Genomic DNA, 25,175 nt, shown 5'->3' with positions numbered 1-25,175 from the left:
GCGCAAGCGACCACTCCCCCGAATCGGGGGTGATGGTGCCAGCCGTCTCGCCCGAGCAAGAAGCAGGATCGAATACGGGGAAAAAGAAAAAAAGCACCAGAGCAGGTGCTTTTTTGCGTTGCGTTTGGGAACAAACGACTATACGCGGGTTACAAGACCGGATTTCAGTGCACGTGTGCTGACATAAACGCGTTTTGGTTTACCGTCAACCAGGATGCGCACTTTTTGAACGTTAACACCCCAAGTGCGGCGAGTTGCGCGCATGGAGTGGGAGCGTGCGTTTCCAGCTTTCGCAGATTTACCTGTTACGAAACATTTGCGTGACATCTATTTCCACCTCCCTCAAGCAAGTGAAGCGAGAACGCCTAAGCCTACTCTTCATTATTACAAACACTCAGTTATAGTAGCATAGCGGAGTGTCAATTGCAATACTTGACAGTGATTTCGACAGAACATGACAGCTTGGCCGAAAAAGCTTCATTTTCATCAGGGCGTATAGTAGAATTAGTGGATACGAATGTGATAATGACGGTTTTTGCCGTTTTCTAAAGGAGGATTCCCGACATGACAGTGGAATTGAGTACGCCTCTAGGAAAAATTGACGTAACAGAAGATGTGATCGCCCGGATTGCCGGCGGTGCAGCGATGGAAGTGTTCGGCCTGGTCGGAATGGCTTCGCGCAAAGCGCTGAAGGATGGCATTGCGGAATTGCTCGGCTTGGAAACGTTGAGCAAGGGTGTCGTTGTGTTCAATCAAAATGGTGAAGTCAGCCTCGATATGCATATCATCGTCAGCTATGGTACGAAAATATCAGAAGTGGCGGGAAACGTCCAGCGTCGCGTTCGTTACACGTTGGAGCAGATGGTCGGGATCGATGTCGCAGCCATCAATATTTACGTGCAGGGAGTACGTACCGATCGGGATACGTAAGGGAGGAACATAAGTGGTACATACGCAACTTGACGGAGATTTGTTTAGCCAGATGGTGTTCCTGGGCGCCGCCAAGCTACGCACAAATGTAAAAATGGTAGATGCCTTAAATGTGTTTCCGGTGCCGGATGGCGATACCGGAACCAATATGAATATGACGTTCACGACGGGCGTGGAGGAGCTGGCCAAACGGCAGTCCCCTCACCTGAGTGAGTCGGCGCAGACGCTGGCGAAGGGTCTGTTGATGGGCGCGCGCGGCAATTCCGGCGTGATTTTGTCCCAGCTGTTCCGCGGCTTCAGCAAGTCGGTGAGCGGCAAGGCCGGGATCACGGCGCGCCAGTTCGCCGATGCGCTGAAAGCAGGTGTCGATACCGCGTACCAGGCTGTCATGCGCCCGGTGGAGGGCACGATTTTGACCGTTGCCCGCGAAGCGGCGGAGACGGCGGTACGGGCTGCCCGCGTTTCGGACAACCTCACGGCGGTCATGGAGAAAACGCTGGAGCAAGCAAAACTTACATTATCGCGTACGCCAGAGTACCTGCCGGTTTTAAAAGAAGTCGGCGTGGTCGACTCCGGCGGGCAAGGTCTGGTTTTGATCTACGAAGGATTCGTGCAAGCGCTGCACGGCGAGGTTGTGGATGAGGCGGACCATGGCCAGCAGGTGGCATCTGTCGCGGAACTGGAGCAGCTCGTCGCAGAGCAGCACAACGCACAGCTTCATATGAAAACCGAGGATATAACGTTTGGCTACTGCACCGAGTTCATGATTCGGCTTGCGGACAGCACGGAGCCAAACAAGAAAGCGTTTGCAGAGCCGCTGTTCCGCGCCCAGCTGGATCGCATGGGCGATTCGCTCCTGGTAGTCTCCGACGACGAGGTGGTCAAAGTCCACATCCATGCGGAGCATCCCGGCGAGGTGCTGAATTACGCGCAGCAATACGGCAGCCTGCACAGGTTAAAGATCGAAAACATGCGCGAGCAGCATTCCAATATCGTGAAGGAAGAAGCGACGAAGCACGATTCTGCCGTCGCTGTTCCGGTGGCAGCAGAGGCTGCCGCTCCGCAAGCGGAGTCAAAGCGCTTGCCATACGGCATCATCGCGGTGGCGGCTGGCCCAGGCATCGCGGAAATTTTCAAAAGCCTCGGCGCTCATCGGATCGTCGAAGGCGGACAGACCATGAATCCGAGCACAGAGGATTTCGTCAACGCCATGAACGGGCTTTCTGCAGAGCAATTCATCATTTTGCCGAACAACAGCAATATTATCATGGCTGCCCAGCAATCGGCCGCGCTGGTGGACGTACCGGTAGCCGTCATCCCGACCAAGAGCGTCCCGCAGGGGATGACCGCGCTCGTCTCATTCGATGGCGGCGAATCACTCGATACGAACCAAGCGACGATGACGGCCGCGCTTGCACAGGTGAAAACCGGATTGGTGACGCATTCCGTCCGCGACACGAAGCTGGGCGATGTGGAAATCAAGGAAGGCGACTTCATCGGGATTGCCGATGGCACGATCGTCACCGCGCAGGCGGATCTGATGGAAACAGCCAAAGAGCTGTTGCGCAGCATGGTGGACGAGGACACGGGGATCGTCTCCATTTTGCTCGGGGAAGGAACGCAAGACGAGCAGGGCGAAGCGCTGCTCGCGCAATTGACGGACGATCATCCGGACGTAGAGGCGGAGGTCGCCTACGGCGGGCAGCCGCTCTATCCGTTCATTTTTGCGGTGGAATAAGGAAAGAGGAAGGTGCACGATGCCACCGATTGTCATTGTAACAGACAGCGCAGCGGACATCGACGATGCGAAGCGCGCGGAGTGGGGAATTATCAACGTACCGCTGAAGGTGAATCTCGGCCAGGAAACGTATGTGGACTGGGTGACGATCAAGCCGGCAGCGTTTTATCAAAAGCTGCGTGAGACGGGTGAGCTTGCGACAACCTCGCAGCCATCGCCGCTCGAGTTCGCGGAATGCTTTAAAAAAATTGTGGACGAGCATGGGCCTGATGTGCAAATCATTGCGCTGATGCTCTCTGCCGCCTTGTCCGGCACGTATCAGTCCGCCTTGATCGGCAAATCGATGCTGGAGGAAGCGGTGGACATCACCATCATCGACTCCCGGAAAGCATCGTATTTGTATGGCTATGCCGCTGTTCAGGCTGCCCGCGCGGCCAAAGCGGGCAAGACCAAGCAGCAGGTGCTCGATCTCATCGGACACATGTTGGATACCGTCCAGGTGTTCTTTTTGGTCGACACGCTGACGTACTTGCAAAAAGGCGGGCGGATCGGCAAAGCGTCCGCCTTGATCGGTTCGCTTTTGAATATCAAGCCGATCCTGTCTCTCGATTCGGCCGGCACGGTCTTTCCGGTGGACAAGGTTCGCGGCACGAAAAAAGCGATCGCGCGGATTGTCGAAGAGCTGCAGGCGTATGCCAAAGGCGAGCCGGTCGTGCTCGGGATCGTTCACGCCGATGCCGAAGCGGAAGCTGCAGAATTGCTAGAGAAGCTGAAGCAGGAATTCACGGTGACAGACTCCTTTTTGGTGGAGCTTGGCGCTGTGATCGGCGCGCATGCAGGCCCCGGAACGTTGGGATTCGTCATTGCAAAAGCATAGAACGGTGCGAGGCAAAACCTCTTTTCTACCATTGTGGGTAGAGAAGAGGTTTTTTATGTTCACTCAGACCAGTCGCGTTTTTCGCAAAAAGTAAGATTTTCCCAGCTGTAAACATATAAATATAGTTACTTGACAAAAGTAAGTAGTTTCCGTATGATACTTACATAAAGTTAGTTCATTACAAAAAAACATCATGGAGGTCAAACAAAATGGCAAACCTTGGACTTTTACTCATTCGTTTGGTGGTCGGTCTCATTTTCGCAGCACACGGCACACAAAAACTGTTCGGCTGGTTCGGCGGACACGGCTTGAAAGGAACAGGCGGCTGGCTGGAATCCATCGGTATCCGTCCGGGCGTACTGATGGCATTCCTCGCCGGTGCTGGCGAGCTTGTCGGCGGATTGCTGTTCGCGGCTGGCACATTCACATGGCTGGGGGCAGCGCTCATCGTCATTACCATGCTGGTGGCGATTTTCTCCGTCCATGGCAAAAACGGTTTCTGGGTCACATCCGGCGGGATTGAGTATAACGTCATTCTGATCGCGATCGCGGTCGGCGTCGCATTGGTCGGCCCTGGCGCATACGTGCTGGTTTAATCGACAATCGCGAAAAAGAGAAAAAACACAGATGCTGGCTTGCGCATCTGTGTTTTTTCATGTGGAGAGGCTTAGGTGCGTTCCGGGCCATCGGCTTCGCTTGCCTGGCGCTCGCGTTCGATTTTTGCCGCCACGGATGCTTTCGGGCTCCAGCAGTTGAATTGATAGGACGGCTGTGTTTGATAGCCGAGACGTTGGCAACGGTACGTCGTCTTTATCCCGGCTTCCTTGATCACCTCGAAATGCTGGCAGGTTGCGCAGCAGTGATAGCGCTGTGCGGCTTGCTCCATCGAAAGGCCTCCTCTCTTGCCTGATCGATTGGCTGTACTTCGCAGTATAGAGCCTTTTCGAGTACGTGTCTGCAGGGGAGCGTCGGTTGGGCCAACATTTTCTAAACTATCTTGCAAAATGAACCGCGTGTCATTATTATAAATGACATGAGGCTCATTTATTTTTTGCCTGTCGCTTGTTGGGCGATGGCTTTCATGCGTATGGCAAAACATGACCGTGAGAGGAGTTTTTCCGATGTCCCCCAAAATCTCTGATGAACAAAAGGAACAGCGCAAGCAGCAAATTTTTGCTGCTGCAGAACGTGTATTCATCCGAAAAGGCTATGAGCAGGCAACGCTTAAAGATATCGTGGAGGAAGCCGAAATGAGCCGTGGCTGGATTTATCTTTACTTTCAATCGAAAGAGGAGATTTTCCAAGGCTATATGGAGCGGATGGACGCGGAAAACGGGCGTGCGCTTCATGAACTGCTGGAAACGTCACCAACGGTCTGGGCAGCTGTGGAGGCGCTGTTCACCAAGCAAATCATGGATATTACGGAGCTGCCAAACAGTGTGGCGCCCGCTTATTACGAATATTTCATTGCGGGCTGGCGTGAGAGCGAGCGTCGTGCGATTTTGACTCGCCGCTACGATCAATCGATTGCGGACCTCGAAGAGATGTTTGAACAGGGGGTTACTCGCGGGGAATTCGCCCCGAACATGCCGTTATCGCTGCTCGCGCGGATGGCTGCCTCGCAGCTGGAGGGCATCATGGCACACGCGCTGGCAATCGGCGCGGAGCACATCGAGGTGCCGCAGCAGATTGACGCGCTGCTTGCCTTTCTCAAGCATTCGCTCGGCGTACGCGCATAGCGCAGCAGCCCCACCCAAGCAAAAGAACGGGAGTGTTTTCGATGGAATTGTTTACAAACGCCAACTTTACGAAAATGTTTTTGGCCAGCTTCGCCTCGCAGCTTGGAACCGTCGTCGGCAATATGGCTTTTGCGTTTTATTTGCTCGACCGGTTTGGCTCCCAGCCCTACTATGCGACGGTCGCCGAGCTGATGTACGCGCTGCCGACGATGTTCGTTTTTTGGTTTGTCGGGGTGCTGGCGGACCGGCTCGACCGCAAGCGCATTGCGGCAAACAGCGACTGGATTCGCGCCGGCCTCACCCTGCTTTTGCTTATTGCGGTGCATGAAAATTGGCTCGTGCTCTCGTTTGCGATCCTGTTTTTGCGCAGCGCGGTTGCCAAATTTTTCGCGCCGGCCGAAATGGGCTTGCTGCAAGGCATCATGACGGAAGAACAGTATGTGCAAGCGGCGGGCTTGAATCAAACGGTGATGGGGCTGTTCATGGTATTTGGCATGGGGCTCGGGGCGGCGACGTATCATTACCTCGGAATCGAGGGGGCGGTCATCATCGACGGGATCAGTTTTTTGGTCTCCGGGATCTTGGTGTCGCGATGCGCGTTCACGCAGGAGGTTCGCCTCCCGAATGGGAAAATCAAACCGGGCGAGCTGGGCATGCGCCGAATTTTCGCCGATTTTTTTGCGGGCTGGACGTACATGAAGGGCAACAAACTGCTGCTTGCGATTATCTCCGGATTTTTCGTATTCGGGGCGGTCAACGGGATGTTTGCCGTGCTGCCGCTGTTTACCATGAAATACAAGCTGAGTCCCGCGCATTATCAGGCGTATTCGGCCTTGATCACGCTTTTCCTCGGCATCGATTTTTTGTGCGGAAGTGCAGCCGGAGCTACGCTGATCAAAACGTTTTCGAAGGTGAAGGTGCTTGTTGCCGGACTCTTGCTTGCGGGCGGCTTAACGCTTCTGCTCGGCGCAACTTCTAACATATGGGTATTTTTGTCGCTTGTACTGGTCATCGGGGCCATTTTGGCGCCGGTGAATGTCGTGCTGGGCGGATGGATTCCCGAGTTGGTCGAAGCGAGCAAAATGGGGCGGGTCAGCGCTTGGATCGAACCGCTGATGATGCTGGCCCAATCGCTCGCCTTAGGCTTCGTTGCGCTTGTTTTTCCTTTGTGGGTGTCGGTCGATGTCTTGTATGTGCTGCTCGGGATTTGCGTTTTGCTGGTCGGCCTCTACTACGCGCTGGTGCTTCCTGCCTTGACGCGCGATGAAAAGCGAAAGACAGCCGCGTAGTGTGATACGAAATCCGCTTCCAGCCGATGCCTGATGCGCACAGCACATGTAGCGCTTTCATCCCGACATGATATACTGTACTATGGGTTTGAAGTGTGTCGGGGGAGGAAAGCTCGCGTGAAATATAAAAGTGTATTTGATATTATCGGCCCGGTGATGGTCGGGCCGTCCAGTTCGCATACCGCCGGAGCAGCGAGAATCGGGCGGATTGCCCGCGGCCTGTTTGGCCGCCAGCCGAAAAAGGCGGACATCACCTTTTACGGCTCGTTTGCCAAAACGTACCAGGGACACGGCTCTGACGTGGCGACGGTAGCGGGGATTCTCGATTTCGACACGTATGATACGCGTTTGAAAGAATCGCTGCGCATCGCCAAGGAACAAGGCATCGACATTTCCCTGCACGTTTCCGAGACGGTGACGGAGCATCCCAACACATCGCGCATCCGGCTTGAAGACGAGCAGGGCGTAACAGAGGTGGTAGGGGTCTCCATCGGTGGCGGCAAAATCGAGATCACCGAAATTGACGGGTTCGCGGTTCAGCTTGGCTTCAATACGCAGACGCTGATGGTTTTGCATGAGGATCGCTTCGGGATGATCGCGTCGGTTGCCAAAATACTGAGCGAGCGCCAGATCAACATCGGTTCGATGGAAATGTCGCGCCATGCGCGCGGGTCCAAGGCGCTGATGGCGATCGAGGTCGATTCGATGATTGCACCGGACATTTTGGAGCAAATGGAGCGCATCCCGTCGATCTATCGCGTCTCCTTGCTTTCACCTAGCTAATCGAGCACGTATTTCTTTTCGCACAAGGAGTTGGGGTTTGATGTTTCGCAATATAGCAGAATTGGTTGAAATGGCGCAGTCGCAAAACAAGCGGATTTCACAGGTGATGATCGAGGCGGAGATGCAAGTCTCCCAGCGCACGCGCGAGGCAATCATGGAAGAGATGATCAAAAATCTGGATGTCATGGAGAGCGCCGTGCAGCGCGGGCTGCATGAGGACATTCGTTCGCACAGCGGCTTGACGGGCGGCGACGCCAAGAAGCTGCAGAACTATATGAAAGAAAAGCCGTTTCTCTCCGGTCCGACACTGTTGAATGCGGTAAGCATGGCGATCGCGGTCAATGAAGTGAATGCGGCGATGGGGACGATCGTGGCGACGCCGACGGCAGGGGCATGCGGGATCGTGCCGGGGACGCTTTTCGCGATTGCAGAAAAGCTGTCGCCGACGCGCGAGCAAATGGTCGACTATTTGTTCACAGCAGGTGCGATCGGCTTTTGCATCGCCAACAATGCGTTCATTTCCGGCGCGGCGGGCGGCTGCCAGGCCGAGGTCGGTTCGGCGACGGCGATGGCTGCAGCGGCAATCGTGGAGATGGCTGGCGGCACGCCGGAACAATCCGGGCAAGCGGTGGCCATCGCGTTGAAAAACATGCTGGGCTTGGTGTGCGACCCTGTCGCGGGCTTGGTCGAGGTGCCTTGTGTCAAGCGCAATGCGATGGGCGCTGCGATCGCAACGGTGGCCGCAGATATGGCGCTGGCTGGCATCACGAGCGTGATCCCGCCTGATGAAGTGGTCGAGGCAATGTATCGGATCGGCTGCACCATGCCGAATACGCTGAAAGAAACCGCGCAAGGAGGGCTGGCTGCTACCCAAACCGGCCGCCTGATCGAAGCGAAAGTTTTCGGCGTGCAAATTCCGAAATAAAGATGGCCGGACTCGATTCTGCGGTAATCGAGCTTCATGGGGTAGGTGAAGAGCGGGCGGCCGAGCTTGGGAGCATCGGAATCGTGACGATTCGCGACCTGCTGGAGCATTTCCCGTCCCGCTATGAAGATTATCGCGTCAAAGATTTAACCGAAATCAAGGATCAGGAGAGGGTCACGCTGCAGGGGACGATCTACAGCGAGCCCTCTGTCCGTTTCTACGGCAAGAAAAAATCCCGCATCTCCGTCCGGCTCGTGATCGATCGGGTGGTCGTGACGGCGATCTGGTTTAACCAAAACTTTGTGAAAAAGCATTTGTCACCAGGCAAGGAAATTCTCGTGACCGGCAAATGGGATCGCAACAAGCTGCAAATTACGGTGAACGAAATGACCGAGGTGAACTCGGCCCGCGTGCAGACGCGCGGCGAGTTGGCCCCGATCTACCCGCTTGGCGGCGAGCTGACGCACACGCTATTGCGCAAGCTGATCGAGCAGGCGTTAAAAACGTACGGCAGCCAGATCAGCGAGGTGCTGCCGGCGGAATACATCGAGCGCTATCGCCTGATGCCGCGCCAAAAGGCGATCGCCACCGTCCATTTTCCGGCGAATGTCGAGGAAGGGCGGATGGCCCGGCGCACGCTGATGTTCGAGGAATTGTTCCTGTTTCAGCTGAAAATGCAGGCGATGCGCCGGATTACGCGCAAGCAGACGGCCGGGATGGCGCAAAGCATCCCGATGGAAGAAGTGCGCCAGTTCGTCCGCTTTCTCGCGTTTCCGCTGACCGGTGCGCAAAAGCGCGTGGTCAAGGAAATTTTGGATGACATGCAGGCCGATTACGCGATGAACCGGCTGCTGCAAGGGGATGTCGGCTCGGGGAAAACGGTCGTGGCCGCGATCGCCCTTTACGCATCTGTGCGGGCAGGCTACCAGGGCGCATTGATGGTGCCGACGGAAATACTGGCCGAACAGCATGTGCAATCGCTCACCGCGCTATTGGAGCCGCACGGGATCAAAGTCGCGCTGCTGGCCGGTTCGCTTACGGCGAAGCGGCGGCGGGAAACGATCGCTGCGCTGCAGGAAGGGCAGATCGACGTGGTTGTCGGCACGCACGCTTTGATTCAGGAGGATGTCTTTTTCGAGCGCCTCGGCCTGGTCATCACGGACGAGCAGCACCGGTTCGGGGTCGAGCAGCGGCGCGTGCTGCGCAACAAAGGCTTGTCTCCGGACGTGTTGTTCATGACCGCGACGCCGATCCCGCGAACGCTCGCGATTACGGCTTTTGGCGATATGGACGTGTCGACGATCGATGAGATGCCGGCGGGCCGCAAGCCGATTGAGACGGAATGGGTGAAGCACGATCAGTTTCCGCTGATTTTGGAACGGGTGCGCGGCGAACTGGCACGGGGCAGACAAGCCTATGTCATCTGCCCGTTGATCGAAGAGTCGGAAAAGCTGGACGTGCAAAACGCGATCGATTTGCATGCGCAATTGACCCACTGCTATCCGGAATTCCAGGTCGGCTTGATGCACGGCCGGCTGCACGCGAAGGAAAAAGATGCGGTGATGCAGGCATTTGCCGCAAATGAGGTGCAGCTGCTGGTTTCGACCACGGTCGTCGAGGTCGGGGTGAACGTGCCGAATGCGACCTGCATGATCATTTATGACGCCGAGCGCTTTGGCTTGGCCCAATTGCATCAGCTGCGCGGACGGGTCGGACGGGGAGCGGAGCAGTCGTACTGCTTTTTGATCGCCGACCCCAAGTCACAGGTCGGCAAAGAGCGGATGCAGGTCATGTGCGAGACGAACGACGGTTTTGAGCTGTCGCAGCGCGATTTGGAGCTGCGCGGGCCGGGCGACTTTTTCGGCACCAAGCAAAGCGGCCTGCCCGAGTTCAAAATCGCCGACCTGCTGTCCGATTACAAGGCGCTGGAGGTGGCCCGCCAGGATACGGCGGCGCTTGTGGCGACCGATGAATTTTGGCGCGAGCCGCGCTATGCCCACCTGCGTGCGTATTTGGAGCGGGAAGGCGTGCTGGAAGGCATTGTGTTTGACTGATTGCGTACAACGGAAAAAAGCAACTGCCTGCGAACGAAAGACGGGCGGTTGCTTTTTGTTGTTGATGCTTATAAAAAGGCATGAAGCAAAAAGAGGATGGCAAACGCTACGCCTGTTCGCAAATGCCATTTCCGGTCCAGTCTCCGGTAGCGGAACAGGCCCGAGACCGGAACCGGAAGCAGGACGAGCAAGGCAAGCAGCCCGCTCACATTGCTAAAATCAAATTTCAACCCATACAGGAAGACCGCGACCGTATGCAGGATAATAAAAGCGATCGCGATGATGGCGACCGGCGTATGCCATCTTCGGACGAAACGCAGCAGAGATGCCAGAACTTTTTTGATCGTTTGCGCACCGGCCAGAACGCGAAGTCTCATGACAAGCAGCAGAACATAATTCGCCAGCACAAAAAACAAGGCGATTCGTGCATTGGAGCCCAAGTTTTTAAACGTATGTTCGAACCTTTTGCTCGCGATCGTTTCTGCCGGAAGCTGCAAGAGCGCATACAGCTGCCAAATCACCAGCACAACCGCTATCATCATCGAAACGATGACCCATAGACGTTCTTTTTGGGGGATCCATTGTTGTTTGGTGTCCCCAATTTCCCGTGTATTCATTTTCGTTTTCCTCCTGATATACTCGCTGTCCCTCTTTGCAAAAGAGAGGAGCGATCTCGTCTGCTATCATGGTACAAAAAAGTTCTTAAGGAATCATGAGAGTCTCTCTGAAAAATTTCTGAAAGGTCGCGCTGAAACTTCAGAAACCCTTCAGAATTTCTAGCGGGATTCTTAAGAGGCATCGGGTAAACTGAAAACCAGAGAAAGGGGAGAGCGTCCCGTGGCCCAGGAAACCATTCTCATCATTGATGATGAAAAAGAAATCCGCGATTTATTGGGGATTTATCTCACAAATGATGGCTATCGCGTATTGAAGGCAGCAGATGGATTGGAGGGGCTTTCGTACCTGGAAAACGAAACCGTCCATTTGGTGATCTTAGACATCATGATGCCTCGCTTGGATGGGATTCAAGCGTGCATGAAAATCCGTGAAAGCAGAAATGTGCCGATTATCATGTTATCGGCGAAATCACAGGATATGGACAAAATTATGGGATTGACCACCGGAGCCGATGATTATGTGACGAAGCCGTTTCAACCGCTGGAATTGATGGCCCGAGTGAAGTCGCAGCTGCGACGCTATCTCCGGTTAAATCAACCGGACGGTAACCCGCACACCCATGCACCCGAACAGATGGACGTGATTGCCATTGATGACTTGTTGATCAACGTCACGACACACGCGGTTACCGTAGAGGGCAAGGAAGTCAAGCTGACTCCACGGGAATTTGCCATTTTGGCCCTTTTGGCACGAAATCCTGGCGTGGTGTTCAATACGGAAAAAATATACGAACGCGTCTGGAATGAACCGTTTTATGAGTCGGATAACACCGTCATGGTCCACATCCGTAATTTGCGTGAAAAGCTTGAGGATCATCCAAGATCGCCTCGATATATCAAAACGGTGTGGGGGGTCGGCTACAAAATTGAGCCATAAAAAACGGCTTTTCCCCGGCACGCTTGTGCAGCAAGTCAAGTCAAGCATCCGGATTCAGCTGATTTTTGCGTTTGCATGCTGCGTGCTTGTTTCCGTGCTTGTCGGATTCGTGACAAGGCCGCTTTTCGTTACGAATGAGCGCAGACTCGATTTTATGGAAGGGATCGTCACGATTAATGAGCGCGCACGAGAGCTGGTCAAGCAATTCAATGAGTTGAACCAAGATCGGAACGCCCTCATCATCGAATTGGGAGACAAAGACCCTGTTTTCAAGAGCAGGTTCCTGAATCGATCGCTCCCGTCAAACACAGGGGATGAAGAATGGCTGACCGTCCCTGGAGACGGCAAATCACAATACCGCTTGACGAAAAGCGAATTGATTCGTTATTTGCTCAATGCGCTGAAACAAACCCCCCCGCTCCATGCCTTCATTACCGATGCAGAGGGGAACATTCAATATAAATCCGCCGGGGTAAACGAAACGCATGTCGACCTTCCCCATAGGATGGAAGATGCCCAAAAGCCTCCGGATGGACACGATAAGCATCCGATCGTGACCAGGCTGTATCCACTGACCTTGGATGGAGCCAAATCCTACTTGCTTGTAGAGGGTGTCCCACAAGCAACGGTGATCTATGTAAAGGAACCCGGCTGGGCTCCCTTTCTGCTGGGGTTGATTGCCTTTTTTCTCTGTTTTTATTTGATTACCAAGCGAAAAATGAAAGAAATGGAAGAGATTGCGTATGGCGTGAAGGAAATCGAGAAGGGGAATTTACAATATCGCATCCAGGAAAAAAGCAACGACGAGCTGGGGGCTTTAGCCATCAGCATCAATCGCATGGCTTCGGAGTTGGACCAAATGATTGAAAGGGAGAGGCAGGCGGAGAAAGTCAAGGATGAGCTTATAACAAACGTTTCCCATGACTTGCGCACGCCGCTTACGTCGATCATGGGCTATATGCGGTTGGTGAAAGACCATCAATACAAAAGCCAGGCCCAATTAGAAGAGTATGTGGATATCGCCTATGGGAAATCAGAGCAATTAAAAAAGTTGATCGAAGATTTATTTGATTTTACACGCCTGCATCATGAAGGAGTTTCGTTGAAAAAAGAAACAGTCAGTCTGAATCAAATGCTGCGGCAACTGCTCGAAGAACTGGACCCGATTGCGAGAGATCACGAGGTTACCTTTCAAAAAGACTTTCCTTCTGAACCAATCAAGGTAACGGTTGATCCCAATCTGATGGTGCGGGCATTCGAAAATGTGCTGACCAATGCGATCAAATACAGTACGCATCCGGGGAACATTCTTGTCGCATTGGTCCGGCACAACGATTCCGTACAACTGACCGTATCGAATCCATGCGAGGCTCTCTCCCAAGAGGAGGTCCATCGATTGTTTGACCGATTTTATCGGGTGGACACCTCTCGCACCTCCGGCAAGTCAGGTGCAGGGTTAGGGCTGGCCATTACCAAAAGCATCGTTGACTTGCATCAGGGATCCATTGACGTGGAGTATGAAGATCATGTCATTCGGCTGTCGATCATCTTGCCCCTATAAAAACTGGTTCGGTAATGATCCGGACCAGTTTTTTGCGCTGCTTCCGCTCTTCATTTGTTACGACACAACCTCCTGTGTATACAACCCATTTTGATAAATGTAAGCGAGCACGGCGTCCGGCAAAAGAAAGCTGGGGTCGCCGCCATTGCGGATTTCGCCGCGAATGTAGCTTGAGCTGATGCCCATGCTGATTCCTTTGGACATGGTCAAAAACTGCTCGTCATTGTTGCGCAGAAGCGGGTGCGCCGCGATCAGGTCGTCGATGTGGTAGCCTTCCCGCGACATGACGATGAAGCGGTGGTTTTTCACCAGCTTTTCGGCGTTGCCCCAGTTCGGCAGCCCTTCGAGCAGGTCAGCCCCCATGATGAAGAACAGCTCGTCATCGGGAAACTGTTTGCGGAAATGCTCCATCGTATCGTAGGTGTAGGTTTCGCCAGGCAGCGCGTTCAGCTCCACGGTTGAAATTTCAAACAGCGGCTCGCCGAAGCGGTTTGTTTTCGTTTTGCACGCACAAAGCGCCAGCTCCAGCATGTTCAGCCGGTGCTGGTCTTCCGTCTGCAGCATCTTGTCGCGGCGCTTCGAGGAGCATGGGGTGAAAATGACTTTGTCCAGACGCTTGCGGCTTGCCACCGCCGAGGCGGTGAACAGGTGCGAATACGTGATCGGATCGAAGCTGCTGCCATAAATCCCGATTCTGCGCATGAGGGTTCCTCCCGTTCTTATTCCGTTTGGATGTGTTGCCGTTTGGCCTGAATCAGACGGTCCTTCAATTCCTTCAGCTGATCCGACAGCGCGACAGGGTACACTTCCGGATGATCGAGGCGCAAATACTCTTCCCAAAACGTGTTTTTTTGCGCCAGGTGAAAGGCGCGTGTCTGCTCGAGCGTCGGCACGTTGTACACCAGCTGTCCGTTTTGGAAAATCGGCACCAGCAGTTCAACTGCGGTAAAATGTGCGACGCGCTTGCTTTTCAGCGGGTTGCTCGGATGCTTCAGCGTAATCTCGCTTAGCCCCTCCAGGCTCTCCGATGCGAGGCACAAATAATCGCCTTTGGCCATTCCGTTCGGGTCGTACAGCCGGTACGTTTTTTTCAGCCCCGGATTGATGATCTTGTCGAGGTTTTCCGAGATTTTGATCAAGGCGAGCCAATCGTTCTCCTGCTTTCGCGCGACGATCTTGTGCACGCCGCCAAGCGCCGGGGTGTCGTAAGCGGTGATGTATTTGGTGCCGATGCCCCAGATGTCGATCTTGGCACCCTGATGCTTGAGCGAGGTGATCGTGTACTCATCCAGATCGCTCGAGGCGGCGATTTTGACATATGCCAATCCGGCGTTGTCGAGCATGGTGCGGGCGCGCTTGGACAGGAAGGCGAGGTCGCCGCTGTCGAGCCGGATGCCGGTAAGCTTCTGCCCGCGCGCTTCCATCGCTTTCGCCACGCGGATGGCGTTCGGAATGCCGGAGCCGAGCACGTCGTACGTATCGACAAGCAAGATGCTTTTTGCCGGAAACACATCGGCGAAAGCGAGGAAGGCATCCAGCTCATTCGCAAAAAACTGGACGAACAGATGGGCATGGGTGCCGGTTGTCGGCACGCCGTATTTTTTGCCTGCCTTCATGTTGGACGAATAATCAAAGCCGGCGATGTAAGCTGCGCGGGCGCCCTGCACGGAAGCGTCGCGCCCTTGGGCACGGCGTTTGCCCATCTCGATCACGCTCTGCCCGTTGGCGGCGGTGACGATCCGCGACGCCTTGGTCATGAGGAGCGACTCGCTGTTTACCGTATTCAGCAGCTGGGCCTCGATCCAGATGCACTCCATGATCGTCGAAACGATGCGAATGTAAGGAGTATTCGGGAAGATAAGCTGGCCTTCCTCCGCGGCGAACAGCTCGCCGGTGAACCGCAGGCTGCGCAATTCGTCCAAAAACGCTTCGTCATACCGCTTTTTTTCCCGCAAGTAGGCAATATCCGCCTCATTGAAGTACAAATGCCGGACAATATCGATGAGCTGATGCAATCCGCCAAAGGCGACATAGCCGCCAAGCTCGCCGGAAAAATCGGCAGACGCTTTGACAAACGGGGCTTTGCGGTAAAAATCGTCGAACACGACCTGTGTCCGGTGCAACCCTTTTTTGTAGAAGGCGTACATCATGTTGATCGCATACTCATCCACATCGAGCCCGTAATCGCGGGAAGGATCGTAAAACGGGAAGATTTCAAACGCGTGCGTCTCGCCGCACACCGCGCACGGATTGACCTCGGTGGAGATACGGAAGCTCGGCTGCTGGCAAGCGCGGCACAGGTGGACATAGCGGTATACTCTCGGGTCGATGGCGTCGAAAATGGTTTTGGGCATGTTCATCATGGTTTCATCCTTTCTTCTTATTGATCTGCGCGGGCGGATACGACAGATACGCCCAGTTGGTTCGCAAAGTGACGCAGTGCCCATTCGTGTCCTGCCGGATTGAAGCTGGCGACCGCGTCCGCATGAATGACCGGTACGAATCCTTGGTACCAGGCCGAGATCGCGGTGTGCAGCACGCAAATGTCCGTGCAGACGCCTGCCAGATGGAGTTCGCGAATGCCCCGCGCGTGCAGCTTCAGCGCCAGATCGGTTCCGGCAAAAGCGTCGTAGCGGGTTTTATCCATCCATTCAACCGCATCTCGGTTTTGTCGGTAGAAGCCGTCCAATTCGCCATAAAGCTGGCGGCCTGCGGTTCCGACGATGTTGTGCGGGGGATAGAGCGCGCTTTCCGGATGGAGCGGATCATGGGTCTGGTGGCAATCAACCGCCATCACGACGTAATCGCCTTGCGCAAGATGGGTGCGTGCAAGCGACACGATCCGCTGTTCGATGCGCTGCGCAGGCTCGCCGCAAGTCAAGGCGCCGTCCGCAGCCACAAAATCATTCGTATAGTCGATGACGATCAATGCTTTTTTATTCATGGATAAGCCCTCCAATGAGTTTGTATTTATGACATTGTTAAAATCACCATGTCAAAGTTTAAAAAAATTAGTAGATGGTCAACGGTGGAACATAGTCGGTAAAGCGGTACAGCTTTGCTTTTGACTGTGAGGTGCTGTTGGAATATTTCACACGTCCCTGCGCATCTGTGGCGATCTCGATAATCCCTTTGCGCGCTTGTGTCGACACGAGCTTTTTGCCGAAATTGGAGCGGTCCGCCTGAAAGCTCGGGACGACGGTCTCGATCACCAGGTAAAACTAACCATGTCAACACGATATAGTAAAAATAACCACGTCTATTTTTCACAAACTCGCCATCGATTGGTTCCAAAAAGCCGAAACGAAGCGTGAAGCCGGAACGTATGACTTACAAGCGCGATTTGGCGACTGGAAAAATCATACTTTTCGTTCATTGCAGGGAAAGTTCTGCTTGTTATGATGGACAGGTATGGACCAATACCGACATTCCCGAAAAAACGGACGATAACCGCGCGCAAGCAAACCTTATACGCTGGCTATTGAGAATGATTTTCATGAAAGCCACACCGTACCGTATCATTTTTCGTATAGCCGCCAAATAGAAGTAAAAGGAGCAGCGGAGTAACGCAATAGAGGAGAGGAAGGACGACGCGAGCATGGAAACGATGAAACCGCCAATGGAAGTGTTGTATGAAAAAGAGCTGGAGGCGCTGCGGGCAAACGACACGGGTGCGAAGCCGCCGAATTGGCTCCTGTCGCCGAAAGCCGTCCGCGACTTCATTCTGGGAACCGCGAAGCCGCTTGTGCTCAACGGAGAGAGCGTGACGATCAGCAAAAAATTTTACGGCGACGATGTGATGATCGAGCGCGCCGTGGTCGCTCTGGCAGGCAACCGCGGGCTGATGCTGGTCGGGGAACCGGGTACGGCCAAAACGATGCTGTCGGAGCTGTTGTCCGCCGCGATTTCCGGCACCAGCACCAATACGATCCAGGGGACTGCGGGTACGACGGAAGACATGATCAAATATTCCTGGAATTACGCGATGCTGCTCGACAAAGGGCCAACGTATGAGGCATTGGTCCCGTCACCTTTGTATACCGGGATGAAGAAAGGGATCATCACCCGCTTCGAGGAAATCACGCGCTGCCCGTTTGAGGTGCAGGACGTGTTGATCAGCATCCTGAGCGACAAGGTGATGAACATTCCGGAGCTTGCGGACGGCATTTTGTTCGCCAAACCTGGCTTCAACATCATCGCGACCGCCAACATCCGCGACAAAGGCGTCAACGAAATGAGCAGCGCCTTGAAGCGCCGCTTCAACTTCGAAACGATCTTCCCGATCAACCATGTGAAAATGGAGGCGCAGATCATCGAAGCCCAGTCGCGCAACATTTTGCAGCAAAGCGGCATCGACATCGAGCTGAATCAGGAGATTATCGAAATTTTGGCGACGACGTTTTTGGAACTGCGCACCGGACAGACGCGGGAAGGCTACAAAATCGATACGCCGCAAACCGTAATGAGCACGGCAGAGGCGGTGTCCGTCTATGTGCAAAGCGCCATGACCGCACACTATTATGACGACAAGGCGATTTCGCTCGAGCGGCTGGTGCAGAACATGCTTGGCGCCGTCGCCAAGGAAAACCACAAAGACATCAATGTGCTGAAGACCTATTTCTCGAAGGTAGTGAAAGAACGAGCGAAGGATGCGGGCCTATGGGAAGCGTATTACAACGAGAAGAAATGGATTCGATAGCGGAGCTGTTTGCAGCGCGTGTCTTTGATTTTGCCCAGCAGGTCGTCTACTTCCCGATCCGCCATCATAGTCCCGCCTGCTCCTATCATTTGCTCCAGACGATCGCGGCCTACCAGCCGCAGATCATCCTGATCGAGGGGCCGGACAACAGCAATCCTATCATCGATGTGCTCTCACATGAAGACACCAAGCCGCCGGTCAGCATTTACTACGCTTACTCGGTCGAACAGCACAACTATTCGTGCTATTTCCCGCTGCTTGCTTACTCCCCCGAGTACGTGGCGATGAAGGAAGCGCGCCGTCTCGGCATTCCCGCCCGTTTCATCGATCTCGGGTATGGGAGCCGGCTGGAGAGTCTGGAGCATGGACACGACATCAAACGGGAGAATGAAAAGGTTTCGTATCAGGACGAAAAGCTGTTGACCAGCTCGGCGTTCATCAAGCGGCTGTGCGAGGCGATGCGCTGCCGCAATTTCGATGAATTGTGGGAGCGCGTGTTTGAGATCGGCGGCATCCGCAAACCGACCGATGCGTTCGTCCGCGAGGTGTTCACCTACTGCTACCTGTCACGTCAATGCTATGCAGAGGAGACGCTTGCGGCAGAAGGGCATCTGATTCGCGAGGCGCACATGAAGATGCGCATCGCAGAGGCACGCGAAAAGTACGGCAAAATCCTCGTCGTGACGGGCGGCTTTCATACATATGGCCTGATCGAGGAGCGAAGCCATCCGTATCAGGTCAAGCAGGTCAAAGATGAAAAGGTGTATCCGATGGTCTACACGTTCCGCGAGGCCGACCAGCTGAGCGGCTACGCGAGCGGCATGCCGTATGTCAACTACTACGATACCGTCTGGAAGGCAATCCGGAAAAAAGAACAGGAGCCGTTTCACAGAAGCGCCGTAAGCTTCCTCGCCCAGCTGCTCAAAAGCTTGCGGGCCAAAGGCGAGACGGTCTCGGTGGCAGACGCGATCGAAGGCTTCAACCTAATCAAAGGGCTCGCCGTGCTGCGCGATAAGGCGGAGGGTGGCGCGTATGAGCTGCTGGACGGGGTGACCACCGCATTTACCAAAGGGGAGCGGTCCATCGCCACCGAGCGGCCGATCGAGACGCTCGCCGAGCTGATGATGGGCGATGTGATCGGTGAAATTGCCAAAAACGATCTGGATGTGCCGATCGTCCGCGATTTCAAAGAGATTTGCAAAAAACAGAAGCTGCAGTTGAAGACGACCGGCAAAAGCCAAAAGGTGCTGGAGCTGTACGCCAAAGAGTCGCATCGTCAAACCAGCCAGTTTTTCCATTGCCTGCAGTTCATGGAGGTGGAGTTTTGCCAAAAGGAGTCGGGGCCGGACTGGAAAAACTACCGCAACGTCAATCTGGTGCGCGAAAGCTGGAACTACAGCTACTCCTCCTACGTCGAGGCGCGGCTGATCGAAAACTCGCTGTACGGCGGCACGATCAAGGAGGCGGCGATCAATCGGCTGGAAGAAGTGGTCAAACAGCTGCCGCTGCACAAGAGCCAGGAAGCGGCTCGCTGGCTGTTGCAGGCGATTTTGATGGGACTGGAGGAGACGGGGGCCAAGCTGTTTGCGTTGGTAGAAGATTCGGTCAAGCATGACGGCAGCTTTACCTCGCTTTGCCAGACGCTCAAAACGCTGTCGATTTTAAACGACCAGAAGCGTCTGTTCGTGCTGCGTGAGACCGAGCGTCTGGCACAGCTGATCGATGAAGCGTACTACAACGCCGTGACCAAAATTTACGAGCTGACCCGGCCCAATCCCGAGGAATTGACCGAAATCGCCGAGCATCTGAAGTATTTGCACACGCTCGCGGGCAAAGGGGAAGAATCGCGTGCGGATGAGATTTTTGCCGATCAGCTGCGGGATTTACTTGCCCATGATCAGCTGCCTGCCCAGCTCGAAGGTGTCGTTACCGCTATCTTGTGCGATCGGGGCGAGCTTGCGCAGGAGGAGATTGCGCGCAGGGCGAGAGGCTACATTTTCGGTACGCCGGATCGCATGCTGGCCACCGCGCAGTATTTGCAGGGCGTGTTTACCGTTGCGCGAGACATTTTCCTCTACGACGAGCGGCTCATCGCCGACTTGAATCAGCTGGTGGAAAGCTTGTCGCATGAGGCGTTTTTGCAGGTCGTTCCCGAGCTGCGGCTGGCGTTCACGTATTTCACCCCGATGGAAATCAGCCTGATCGCAGAAAAAGTCGCGGCGCTGTTTCAGACGAGCGTGGAGGAAATCGTCCGCCCCGCCATTGACGGACAGACGCTGCGGCAGGCGCGCGAGCTGGACCAAGCCATACAAAAGGAGTTTGCCAAATGGAGCCTCATGTAAATCGAGAAACGTTGAACCGCTGGCGGCTGCTTCTCGGCGAAGGGGCGGGGGACTCGCTTGCGGAGGCGGAGGGTTACGAGGAAGCCGAATTCGCCTACGGCGAGATCGATGACATCTTAAGCTATCTCTACAACCGCGAATATGGCGAGGACCAGGGTTACCGCAAAGGCGGAGGGCAGGGCGCCTCCCAGCTGACCGTGCCCACCTGGCTGCACAAGATCCGCACGATCTTCCCGAAAAAAACCGTGGAAATTTTGGAGAAGCAGGCCATCGAAAAATACAAAATGACCGAGCTGTTGACCGACAAGAAAGTGCTGGAGAAGCTTGAGCCCAACATGGCGCTGTTGAAAAACATTTTGCAGTTCAAAGGCTACATGAAAGGCGAGGTCATCAAAAGCGCCAAGGACATCGTGCGCAGGGTGGTCGACGATTTGAAGCGGCAGCTGGAGTCCGAGATTCATGCCAGCATCACGGGCAAGCGCAACCGGCACAAGCGCGGCTATGTCAAATCGCTGAAAAACCTCGATTACAAAAAGACGATTCGCAAAAATCTGAAAAACTATGACCGCGCCAACAAGCGGCTGATCATCGATGAGCTGTATTTTACCAGCAACGTCCAGCAGCATAACAAATGGAACATCATCATCACCGTCGACGAGAGCGGCAGCATGATGGATTCGGTCATTTACAGCGCCGTGATGGCCAGCATTTTTCACCATTTGGCCGCGCTGAAAACGAATCTGGTCATTTTTGACACGAAGGTCGTCGACTTGAGCAACCAGCTGGAAGACCCGGTCGATCTCTTGATGTCCGTGCAGCTGGGCGGGGGCACGCACATCGCAAAAGCGTTGAAGTACAGCCAAACGTTGCTGGATAATCCGGCCAAAACGATTTTTATCCTGGTCAGCGATCTTGAGGAAGGCTACCCGATCCATGAGATGTACCGCATCAGCAAGGAGATCATCGATTCGGGCTGCACGTTTCTCGTGCTGACAGCGCTGGATTTTGCGGGCAACACCGTCTACAACAAAAATGCCGCCCGCATTTTGGCTGATATGGGCGCCCATGTGGCGGCGATCACCCCGGATGAACTGTCCCGGTGGATCGGCAAAATCATTCGCTGACAAAGCGCCGCCGACCAAAAGCAAACCTGGAGTTGGGGAAAGAGGAGGAAGTCAAATGGTACTGAAAAAGAGCACTATCGAACCGCTCATCTCGCAGTTTGCCGATAAATTTGCCCGCGAATACAGGCTGGATGCCGATCACTACGAGCAGCTGGCGGATTATGTGTCCGGCGAAACCGACAAGTTCCCGAGCATTCTTGTCACGCCCAAGATGTACGCGTACGATACGATGTCGACATTGGAAAAAATCGGAAGACGCGGCATGGATGCCACGTTTTACCGCGCGGCCGACGTGCTGTTCCGCACGGCCGACAACAAGCGGCAAAAAAGCAATGTGCTGCGCATCATCCTCGATGATTTTTTTGAGGCAGTCGGGCTCGGCCGCGATCGCCGCGACCCGGAGGAAAAAGGAGAGCAGCTTGTCGCCCAGTTTCGCTCGGTAAAAGAGCAGATGGGGGGATCGGTCCTCGATTTTTATTTCGACGAGCTGCTTGGCGATTACCAATCCAGCCTGAAAAATTCGTATGCCGTGACAAAAGGTGCCGTCCATATGATGGTCATGCTGCACACGCTATTGCGCGTCGAACCCGGCTATCTCGAACCGGCCAAGTCGCGCCTGCATCCGCTGCTCATCGCGGTGCTGACCGAAAACGACGATGAAGTAAGACGCGAGCTGTCGGCGGTCAATGAGAAGCTTGCGACCCATCCGCTCCCGCGCAAGGAATGCACGTCGCTGATCAATCTGGATCGCCAGCTTTTGCAAGAAAAAGTGGCGCTCGTCTGCGCAAAAGCAGGGTTTGCGACCGATAAAAACCAGGAAAAACCGCTCAGCCACGCGGAATTCAAGCTTTATTCCACTTTGCTCAGCACCGCGCTGTTGTATCGGGTAAATCTGTACGGCGGCAAAACGCATTTTAACCAAAAGCTCGATGTCATCGACCGCTTGCTTCTGGACGCGGCGAAGATCCAGTACGAAATCATCCCGCTCGATCTCATCTATGATTTGACGCAGTTCGACTACGGTGAAACAAAGCGTACGGATGAACTGCTTGACGGGCTTGTGCCGACATCGGAGCCGTATGGCCTGATCATCTACCTGACACAAGAGCTGCGGTCCTATCAGATTGACTGGGATATGCTGAAAACCCGTGCGCTTGCCGAACCTGCCAAATCGGAGCGTGCCATACAGTTGGCGTCCGATCCGCTGCTCAAAGGGTTTTTGCACAAAACGCTGCATGACCACGGCATCGAGCTTGGCGAAAGTCTCGAGGAGATCGTGCTGTCTTCCTTAAAAGCCGACAGCCGCCTGCACAAGCTCTATCAATTCCTGACCGAACGCATCACAGTGGAAGAGCTGTTCCAGGCTGCTGAACAGGGAAAGGGGAATCAGGGAGGCCTTCACTCGCATGATGTGAAAGGGCCCTTGCTGTTGCTCACGTTCCTCGGGATGGAACATCCGCTGTTTCGCCGCTTCTTCATTTACTTGAGCAAGGCCGAAGCGAATGGAGCAAGCATGCGGCTGATTTATTCCCTGTTCACCTCGGACGCATTCGACCCGGTGCAGCTGCTTGCGCTTTACGCAGATGAGCCGGAAGCGAACGCGGACCAATTTTTGTTCCAGCTGCTCAACATGAAAGGCTCGTCGTATTATTTCAGCCCGCCCGAACAAATCTACAAGGCCGTCATCGCGGGCAATCTGGGCAAATCGCTCGCCCATTACGCACAGCTTGGGGCCGAGGCGCGCCTTTCCATCATGGAAACCGTCGTGGAGCAAAAGAAGCTCGGCCACGCCGAGCATTTCGAGCAAGCGATCGTGCTGGGGCTGCAGGACAGCTCGAAAAAAGTGAGCGGGCTTGCGCTTGCCGCGTTCACCGGCGCACAGGACAAGGAGCTGATTGTCCGGGTGTACCAGTCGGAAAAGAAGGCAAAGGTGAAGGAGTTCGCCCTCGATGCGCTGCGCACCTTGCCTGACCATCGGGAGGTGCTTCAGGAGCTTTTGGCTAAAGAGACGAACACCAAGTTCAAGACGATGCTCCAAACCATGCTCGACCTGGAGGGGCAAACAGCGGCGAATGCGCAGGCTGCATGGGGCGCGATGGTGGACAAACGCAAGCTCACGCGCCTGAAATGGCTTGCCCTCGACCGCCTGCCACAAGTCAAGGATCACGCTGGCAATGAGCTTGGCAGCGAGATCATCGAGTACGCGCTGACCCACTCCATCGAGTTCACGACAGGTCCCAACCCGAACGTGCTCGCACTGAAAGAAACCGCTGATCCGCGCTCGCTCGCCGATCTGACGCTGGATGTGCTCAACGTCTGGATCGACAACAATGCGGTCGCGAAGGAAAAATGGGTCATGTTCCTCGCGGCGGGGCTTGGCGATCGTCGCGTTGCCGACGTGCTCGCCTCCCGGATCAAGGAGTGGGCGGACATCGGCCGAGGCGCGCTCGCCTCCGATGCAGTCCGGGCGCTCTCCTTCATGGAGGAGCTGACCGCCCTGCGCACGATCGACCACATCAAGCGGACCGTCAAAAACAGACAGGTAAAAAATGCCGCGTTTGAAGCGTTGGCAATGGCCGCCGACCATTTGCAGATCACCCCGGAGGAGCTGGAGGATCGCCTGGTCACGACACTTGGCTTCGATGCGGCCGGCAAGCGGGTGTTCAGCTATGGCCAACGCAGCTTCACGGTCAAGGTCAACAATGAGTTGTCTCTGGTGATCACGAATGACGAGACGGGCAAAGCGGTGAAAAGCTTGCCGGCACCCGGGCAAAAAGACGATGTTGCATTGGCGGAAGCGGCCAAGGCGGATTTTGCCCAATTGAAAAAAGACTTGAAAAACCTCGTCACCATTCAAGGGCTTCGTCTGGAAGAATCGCTGTCCAAAAACCGGCTGTGGAACACGGCGGCATGGAGAAGCCTGTTTGTGGACAATGTGCTGATGCAAAAATTCGCGATCGGGCTGATCTGGGGCGTGTATGACGACAGCGGGCTGAAAGAGACGTTCCGCTATATGGATGACGGGACATTCAATACCGTGGACGAAGACGAATACGAGCTGCAGGACGATGCGATGATCGGCCTCGTCCATCCGATCGAGCTTTCAGCTGACGAGCGGGACGCATGGCAGACGCAGCTCGACGATTATGAAATTACCCAGCCGTTCGCACAGCTCGGCCGCGAGCTGTTTTTCCCGACGGATGAGGAGACGAACAGCAACAAGGTGGCCCGGTTCACCGAAGGCGAGTATTCGCCGACGGCCTTCCCGAAAAGCCTGGAAAAATACGGGTGGTACAAAGGGATGGCACAGGATGGCGGCTGGTATCACGAGTTTTACAAAGAGTACGGAGACATGATCGTCGAGCTTACATTCAGCGGCACGAGCATCACCTATTACGACGGGCTTGATGACATCAGCCTGGAAGAGCTGGGCTTCTACCGCAACAAGCGGGATCGCTACCATTATTATCAGCGCGACCAGCGCCTGGCGATTGCGGACATTTCACCGCGCGTGTTCAGCGAAACCATTTACGATATCAAGCGGGCGACGGGAACATAGG

At 54.7% G+C, this 25,175-nt stretch carries 22 protein-coding genes; 15 read left to right on the top strand and 7 right to left on the bottom strand.

Translation table 11 applies throughout. The features are described 5' to 3' along the window. Positions 1-138: 138 nt before the first annotated feature. On the bottom strand, positions 139-327 hold the full coding sequence (gene rpmB / locus ACTID9_RS18340) for a 50S ribosomal protein L28 (RefSeq protein WP_122917084.1): 189 nt from the start codon (positions 325-327) through the stop codon (positions 139-141). A gap of 237 nt (positions 328-564) precedes the next feature. On the opposite strand from rpmB, the gene ACTID9_RS18335 reads away from it, so the two are divergent. The 4 genes from ACTID9_RS18335 (at position 565) to ACTID9_RS18320 (ending at position 4,141) form a co-directional block, all read left to right on the top strand. After that, a complete protein-coding gene (locus ACTID9_RS18335; protein WP_122917085.1) occupies positions 565-930 on the top strand; it encodes an Asp23/Gls24 family envelope stress response protein in 366 nt (121 codons plus the stop codon). 13 nt (positions 931-943) lie between these two features. Beyond that, positions 944-2,668 (top strand): DAK2 domain-containing protein, encoded by a 1,725-nt coding sequence (locus tag ACTID9_RS18330; RefSeq protein ID WP_441066324.1) that lies wholly within the window; start codon positions 944-946, stop codon positions 2,666-2,668. Between the two features lie 19 nt (positions 2,669-2,687). Next, entirely contained in the window at positions 2,688-3,545 is an 858-nt protein-coding gene (locus ACTID9_RS18325; protein ID WP_441066322.1) for a DegV family protein, read from the top strand. Positions 3,546-3,754: 209 nt separating this feature from the next. Next, positions 3,755-4,141: a DoxX family protein gene (locus ACTID9_RS18320; protein WP_441066320.1), complete on the top strand. Its 387-nt coding sequence runs from the start codon at positions 3,755-3,757 to the stop codon at positions 4,139-4,141. A 71-nt stretch (positions 4,142-4,212) separates the two neighbouring features. Here the strand turns inward: ACTID9_RS18320 and ACTID9_RS18315 are convergent, their stop codons facing one another. After that, positions 4,213-4,431: a hypothetical protein gene (locus tag ACTID9_RS18315; protein WP_441066318.1), complete on the bottom strand. Its 219-nt coding sequence runs from the start codon at positions 4,429-4,431 to the stop codon at positions 4,213-4,215. A gap of 235 nt (positions 4,432-4,666) precedes the next feature. Between ACTID9_RS18315 and ACTID9_RS18310 the strand changes: the two genes are divergently transcribed. The 5 genes from ACTID9_RS18310 (at position 4,667) to recG (ending at position 10,335) form a co-directional block, all read left to right on the top strand. Then, complete coding sequence (locus ACTID9_RS18310) at positions 4,667-5,284, top strand: TetR family transcriptional regulator (protein ID WP_441066316.1); 618 nt, start codon at positions 4,667-4,669, stop codon at positions 5,282-5,284. Between the two features lie 41 nt (positions 5,285-5,325). Next, the gene (locus ACTID9_RS18305; protein WP_441066314.1) at positions 5,326-6,573 is read left to right on the top strand and encodes an MFS transporter; all 1,248 of its coding nucleotides are present in this window, start codon (positions 5,326-5,328) and stop codon (positions 6,571-6,573) included. A gap of 117 nt (positions 6,574-6,690) precedes the next feature. Further along, the gene (sdaAB, locus tag ACTID9_RS18300) at positions 6,691-7,356 is read left to right on the top strand and encodes an L-serine ammonia-lyase, iron-sulfur-dependent subunit beta (RefSeq protein WP_441066312.1); all 666 of its coding nucleotides are present in this window, start codon (positions 6,691-6,693) and stop codon (positions 7,354-7,356) included. A 40-nt stretch (positions 7,357-7,396) separates the two neighbouring features. Next, positions 7,397-8,281, top strand: coding sequence for an L-serine ammonia-lyase, iron-sulfur-dependent, subunit alpha (gene sdaAA / locus ACTID9_RS18295; RefSeq protein WP_441066310.1), 885 nt, complete (start codon positions 7,397-7,399; stop codon positions 8,279-8,281). 2 nt (positions 8,282-8,283) lie between these two features. Beyond that, a complete protein-coding gene (gene recG, locus ACTID9_RS18290; protein ID WP_441066308.1) occupies positions 8,284-10,335 on the top strand; it encodes an ATP-dependent DNA helicase RecG in 2,052 nt (683 codons plus the stop codon). Between the two features lie 68 nt (positions 10,336-10,403). On the opposite strand, the gene ACTID9_RS18285 is transcribed toward recG, so the two are convergent. Further along, a complete protein-coding gene (locus ACTID9_RS18285; protein ID WP_441066306.1) occupies positions 10,404-10,952 on the bottom strand; it encodes a hypothetical protein in 549 nt (182 codons plus the stop codon). A 220-nt stretch (positions 10,953-11,172) separates the two neighbouring features. Here ACTID9_RS18285 and ACTID9_RS18280 point away from each other — a divergent pair, with 220 nt between their 5' ends. Both ACTID9_RS18280 and ACTID9_RS18275 read left to right on the top strand, forming a co-directional pair. After that, positions 11,173-11,889 carry a response regulator transcription factor gene (locus ACTID9_RS18280; RefSeq protein WP_441066304.1) on the top strand — a complete coding sequence of 239 codons (717 nt, stop codon included), beginning with the start codon at positions 11,173-11,175 and terminating at the stop codon, positions 11,887-11,889. Continuing rightward, a complete protein-coding gene (locus ACTID9_RS18275) occupies positions 11,879-13,450 on the top strand; it encodes a sensor histidine kinase (protein ID WP_441066302.1) in 1,572 nt (523 codons plus the stop codon). Before ACTID9_RS18280 ends, ACTID9_RS18275 begins: the two co-directional genes overlap by 11 nt. A 57-nt stretch (positions 13,451-13,507) precedes the next feature. On the opposite strand, the gene nadD is transcribed toward ACTID9_RS18275, so the two are convergent. The 4 genes from nadD to ACTID9_RS18255 form a co-directional block, all read right to left on the bottom strand. Next, positions 13,508-14,152: a nicotinate-nucleotide adenylyltransferase gene (gene nadD / locus ACTID9_RS18270; RefSeq protein ID WP_441066300.1), complete on the bottom strand. Its 645-nt coding sequence runs from the start codon at positions 14,150-14,152 to the stop codon at positions 13,508-13,510. 17 nt (positions 14,153-14,169) lie between these two features. Then, positions 14,170-15,804, bottom strand: a complete 1,635-nt coding sequence (locus ACTID9_RS18265; protein WP_441072639.1) for a nicotinate phosphoribosyltransferase — start codon at positions 15,802-15,804, stop codon at positions 14,170-14,172. A gap of 26 nt (positions 15,805-15,830) precedes the next feature. Further along, a complete protein-coding gene (locus tag ACTID9_RS18260) occupies positions 15,831-16,394 on the bottom strand; it encodes a cysteine hydrolase family protein (protein WP_441066298.1) in 564 nt (187 codons plus the stop codon). 67 nt (positions 16,395-16,461) lie between these two features. After that, positions 16,462-16,662 carry a hypothetical protein gene (locus ACTID9_RS18255; RefSeq protein ID WP_441066296.1) on the bottom strand — a complete coding sequence of 67 codons (201 nt, stop codon included), beginning with the start codon at positions 16,660-16,662 and terminating at the stop codon, positions 16,462-16,464. A gap of 386 nt (positions 16,663-17,048) precedes the next feature. Here ACTID9_RS18255 and ACTID9_RS18250 point away from each other — a divergent pair, with 386 nt between their 5' ends. Genes ACTID9_RS18250 through ACTID9_RS18235 form a run of 4 tightly spaced genes read left to right on the top strand, consistent with a single transcriptional unit; the run spans position 17,049 to position 25,174 of the window. Continuing rightward, positions 17,049-18,149, top strand: coding sequence for an ATP-binding protein (locus tag ACTID9_RS18250; protein ID WP_441066294.1), 1,101 nt, complete (start codon positions 17,049-17,051; stop codon positions 18,147-18,149). Then, positions 18,110-20,491 (top strand): DUF5682 family protein, encoded by a 2,382-nt coding sequence (locus tag ACTID9_RS18245; RefSeq protein WP_441066292.1) that lies wholly within the window; start codon positions 18,110-18,112, stop codon positions 20,489-20,491. Before ACTID9_RS18250 ends, ACTID9_RS18245 begins: the two co-directional genes overlap by 40 nt. After that, the gene (locus ACTID9_RS18240; RefSeq protein ID WP_441066290.1) at positions 20,476-21,615 is read left to right on the top strand and encodes a VWA domain-containing protein; all 1,140 of its coding nucleotides are present in this window, start codon (positions 20,476-20,478) and stop codon (positions 21,613-21,615) included. The genes ACTID9_RS18245 and ACTID9_RS18240 overlap by 16 nt, the downstream gene beginning before the upstream one ends. A 55-nt stretch (positions 21,616-21,670) precedes the next feature. Then, positions 21,671-25,174, top strand: coding sequence for a DUF4132 domain-containing protein (locus tag ACTID9_RS18235; protein WP_441066288.1), 3,504 nt, complete (start codon positions 21,671-21,673; stop codon positions 25,172-25,174). Position 25,175: the final 1 nt, after the last annotated feature.

The organism is Brevibacillus fluminis, from assembly GCF_052072235.1.
GTDB classification, from domain to species: Bacteria; Bacillota; Bacilli; order Brevibacillales; family Brevibacillaceae; genus Brevibacillus_D; species Brevibacillus_D fluminis_A.
This window is presented reverse-complemented; position numbering and strand designations above follow the sequence as displayed.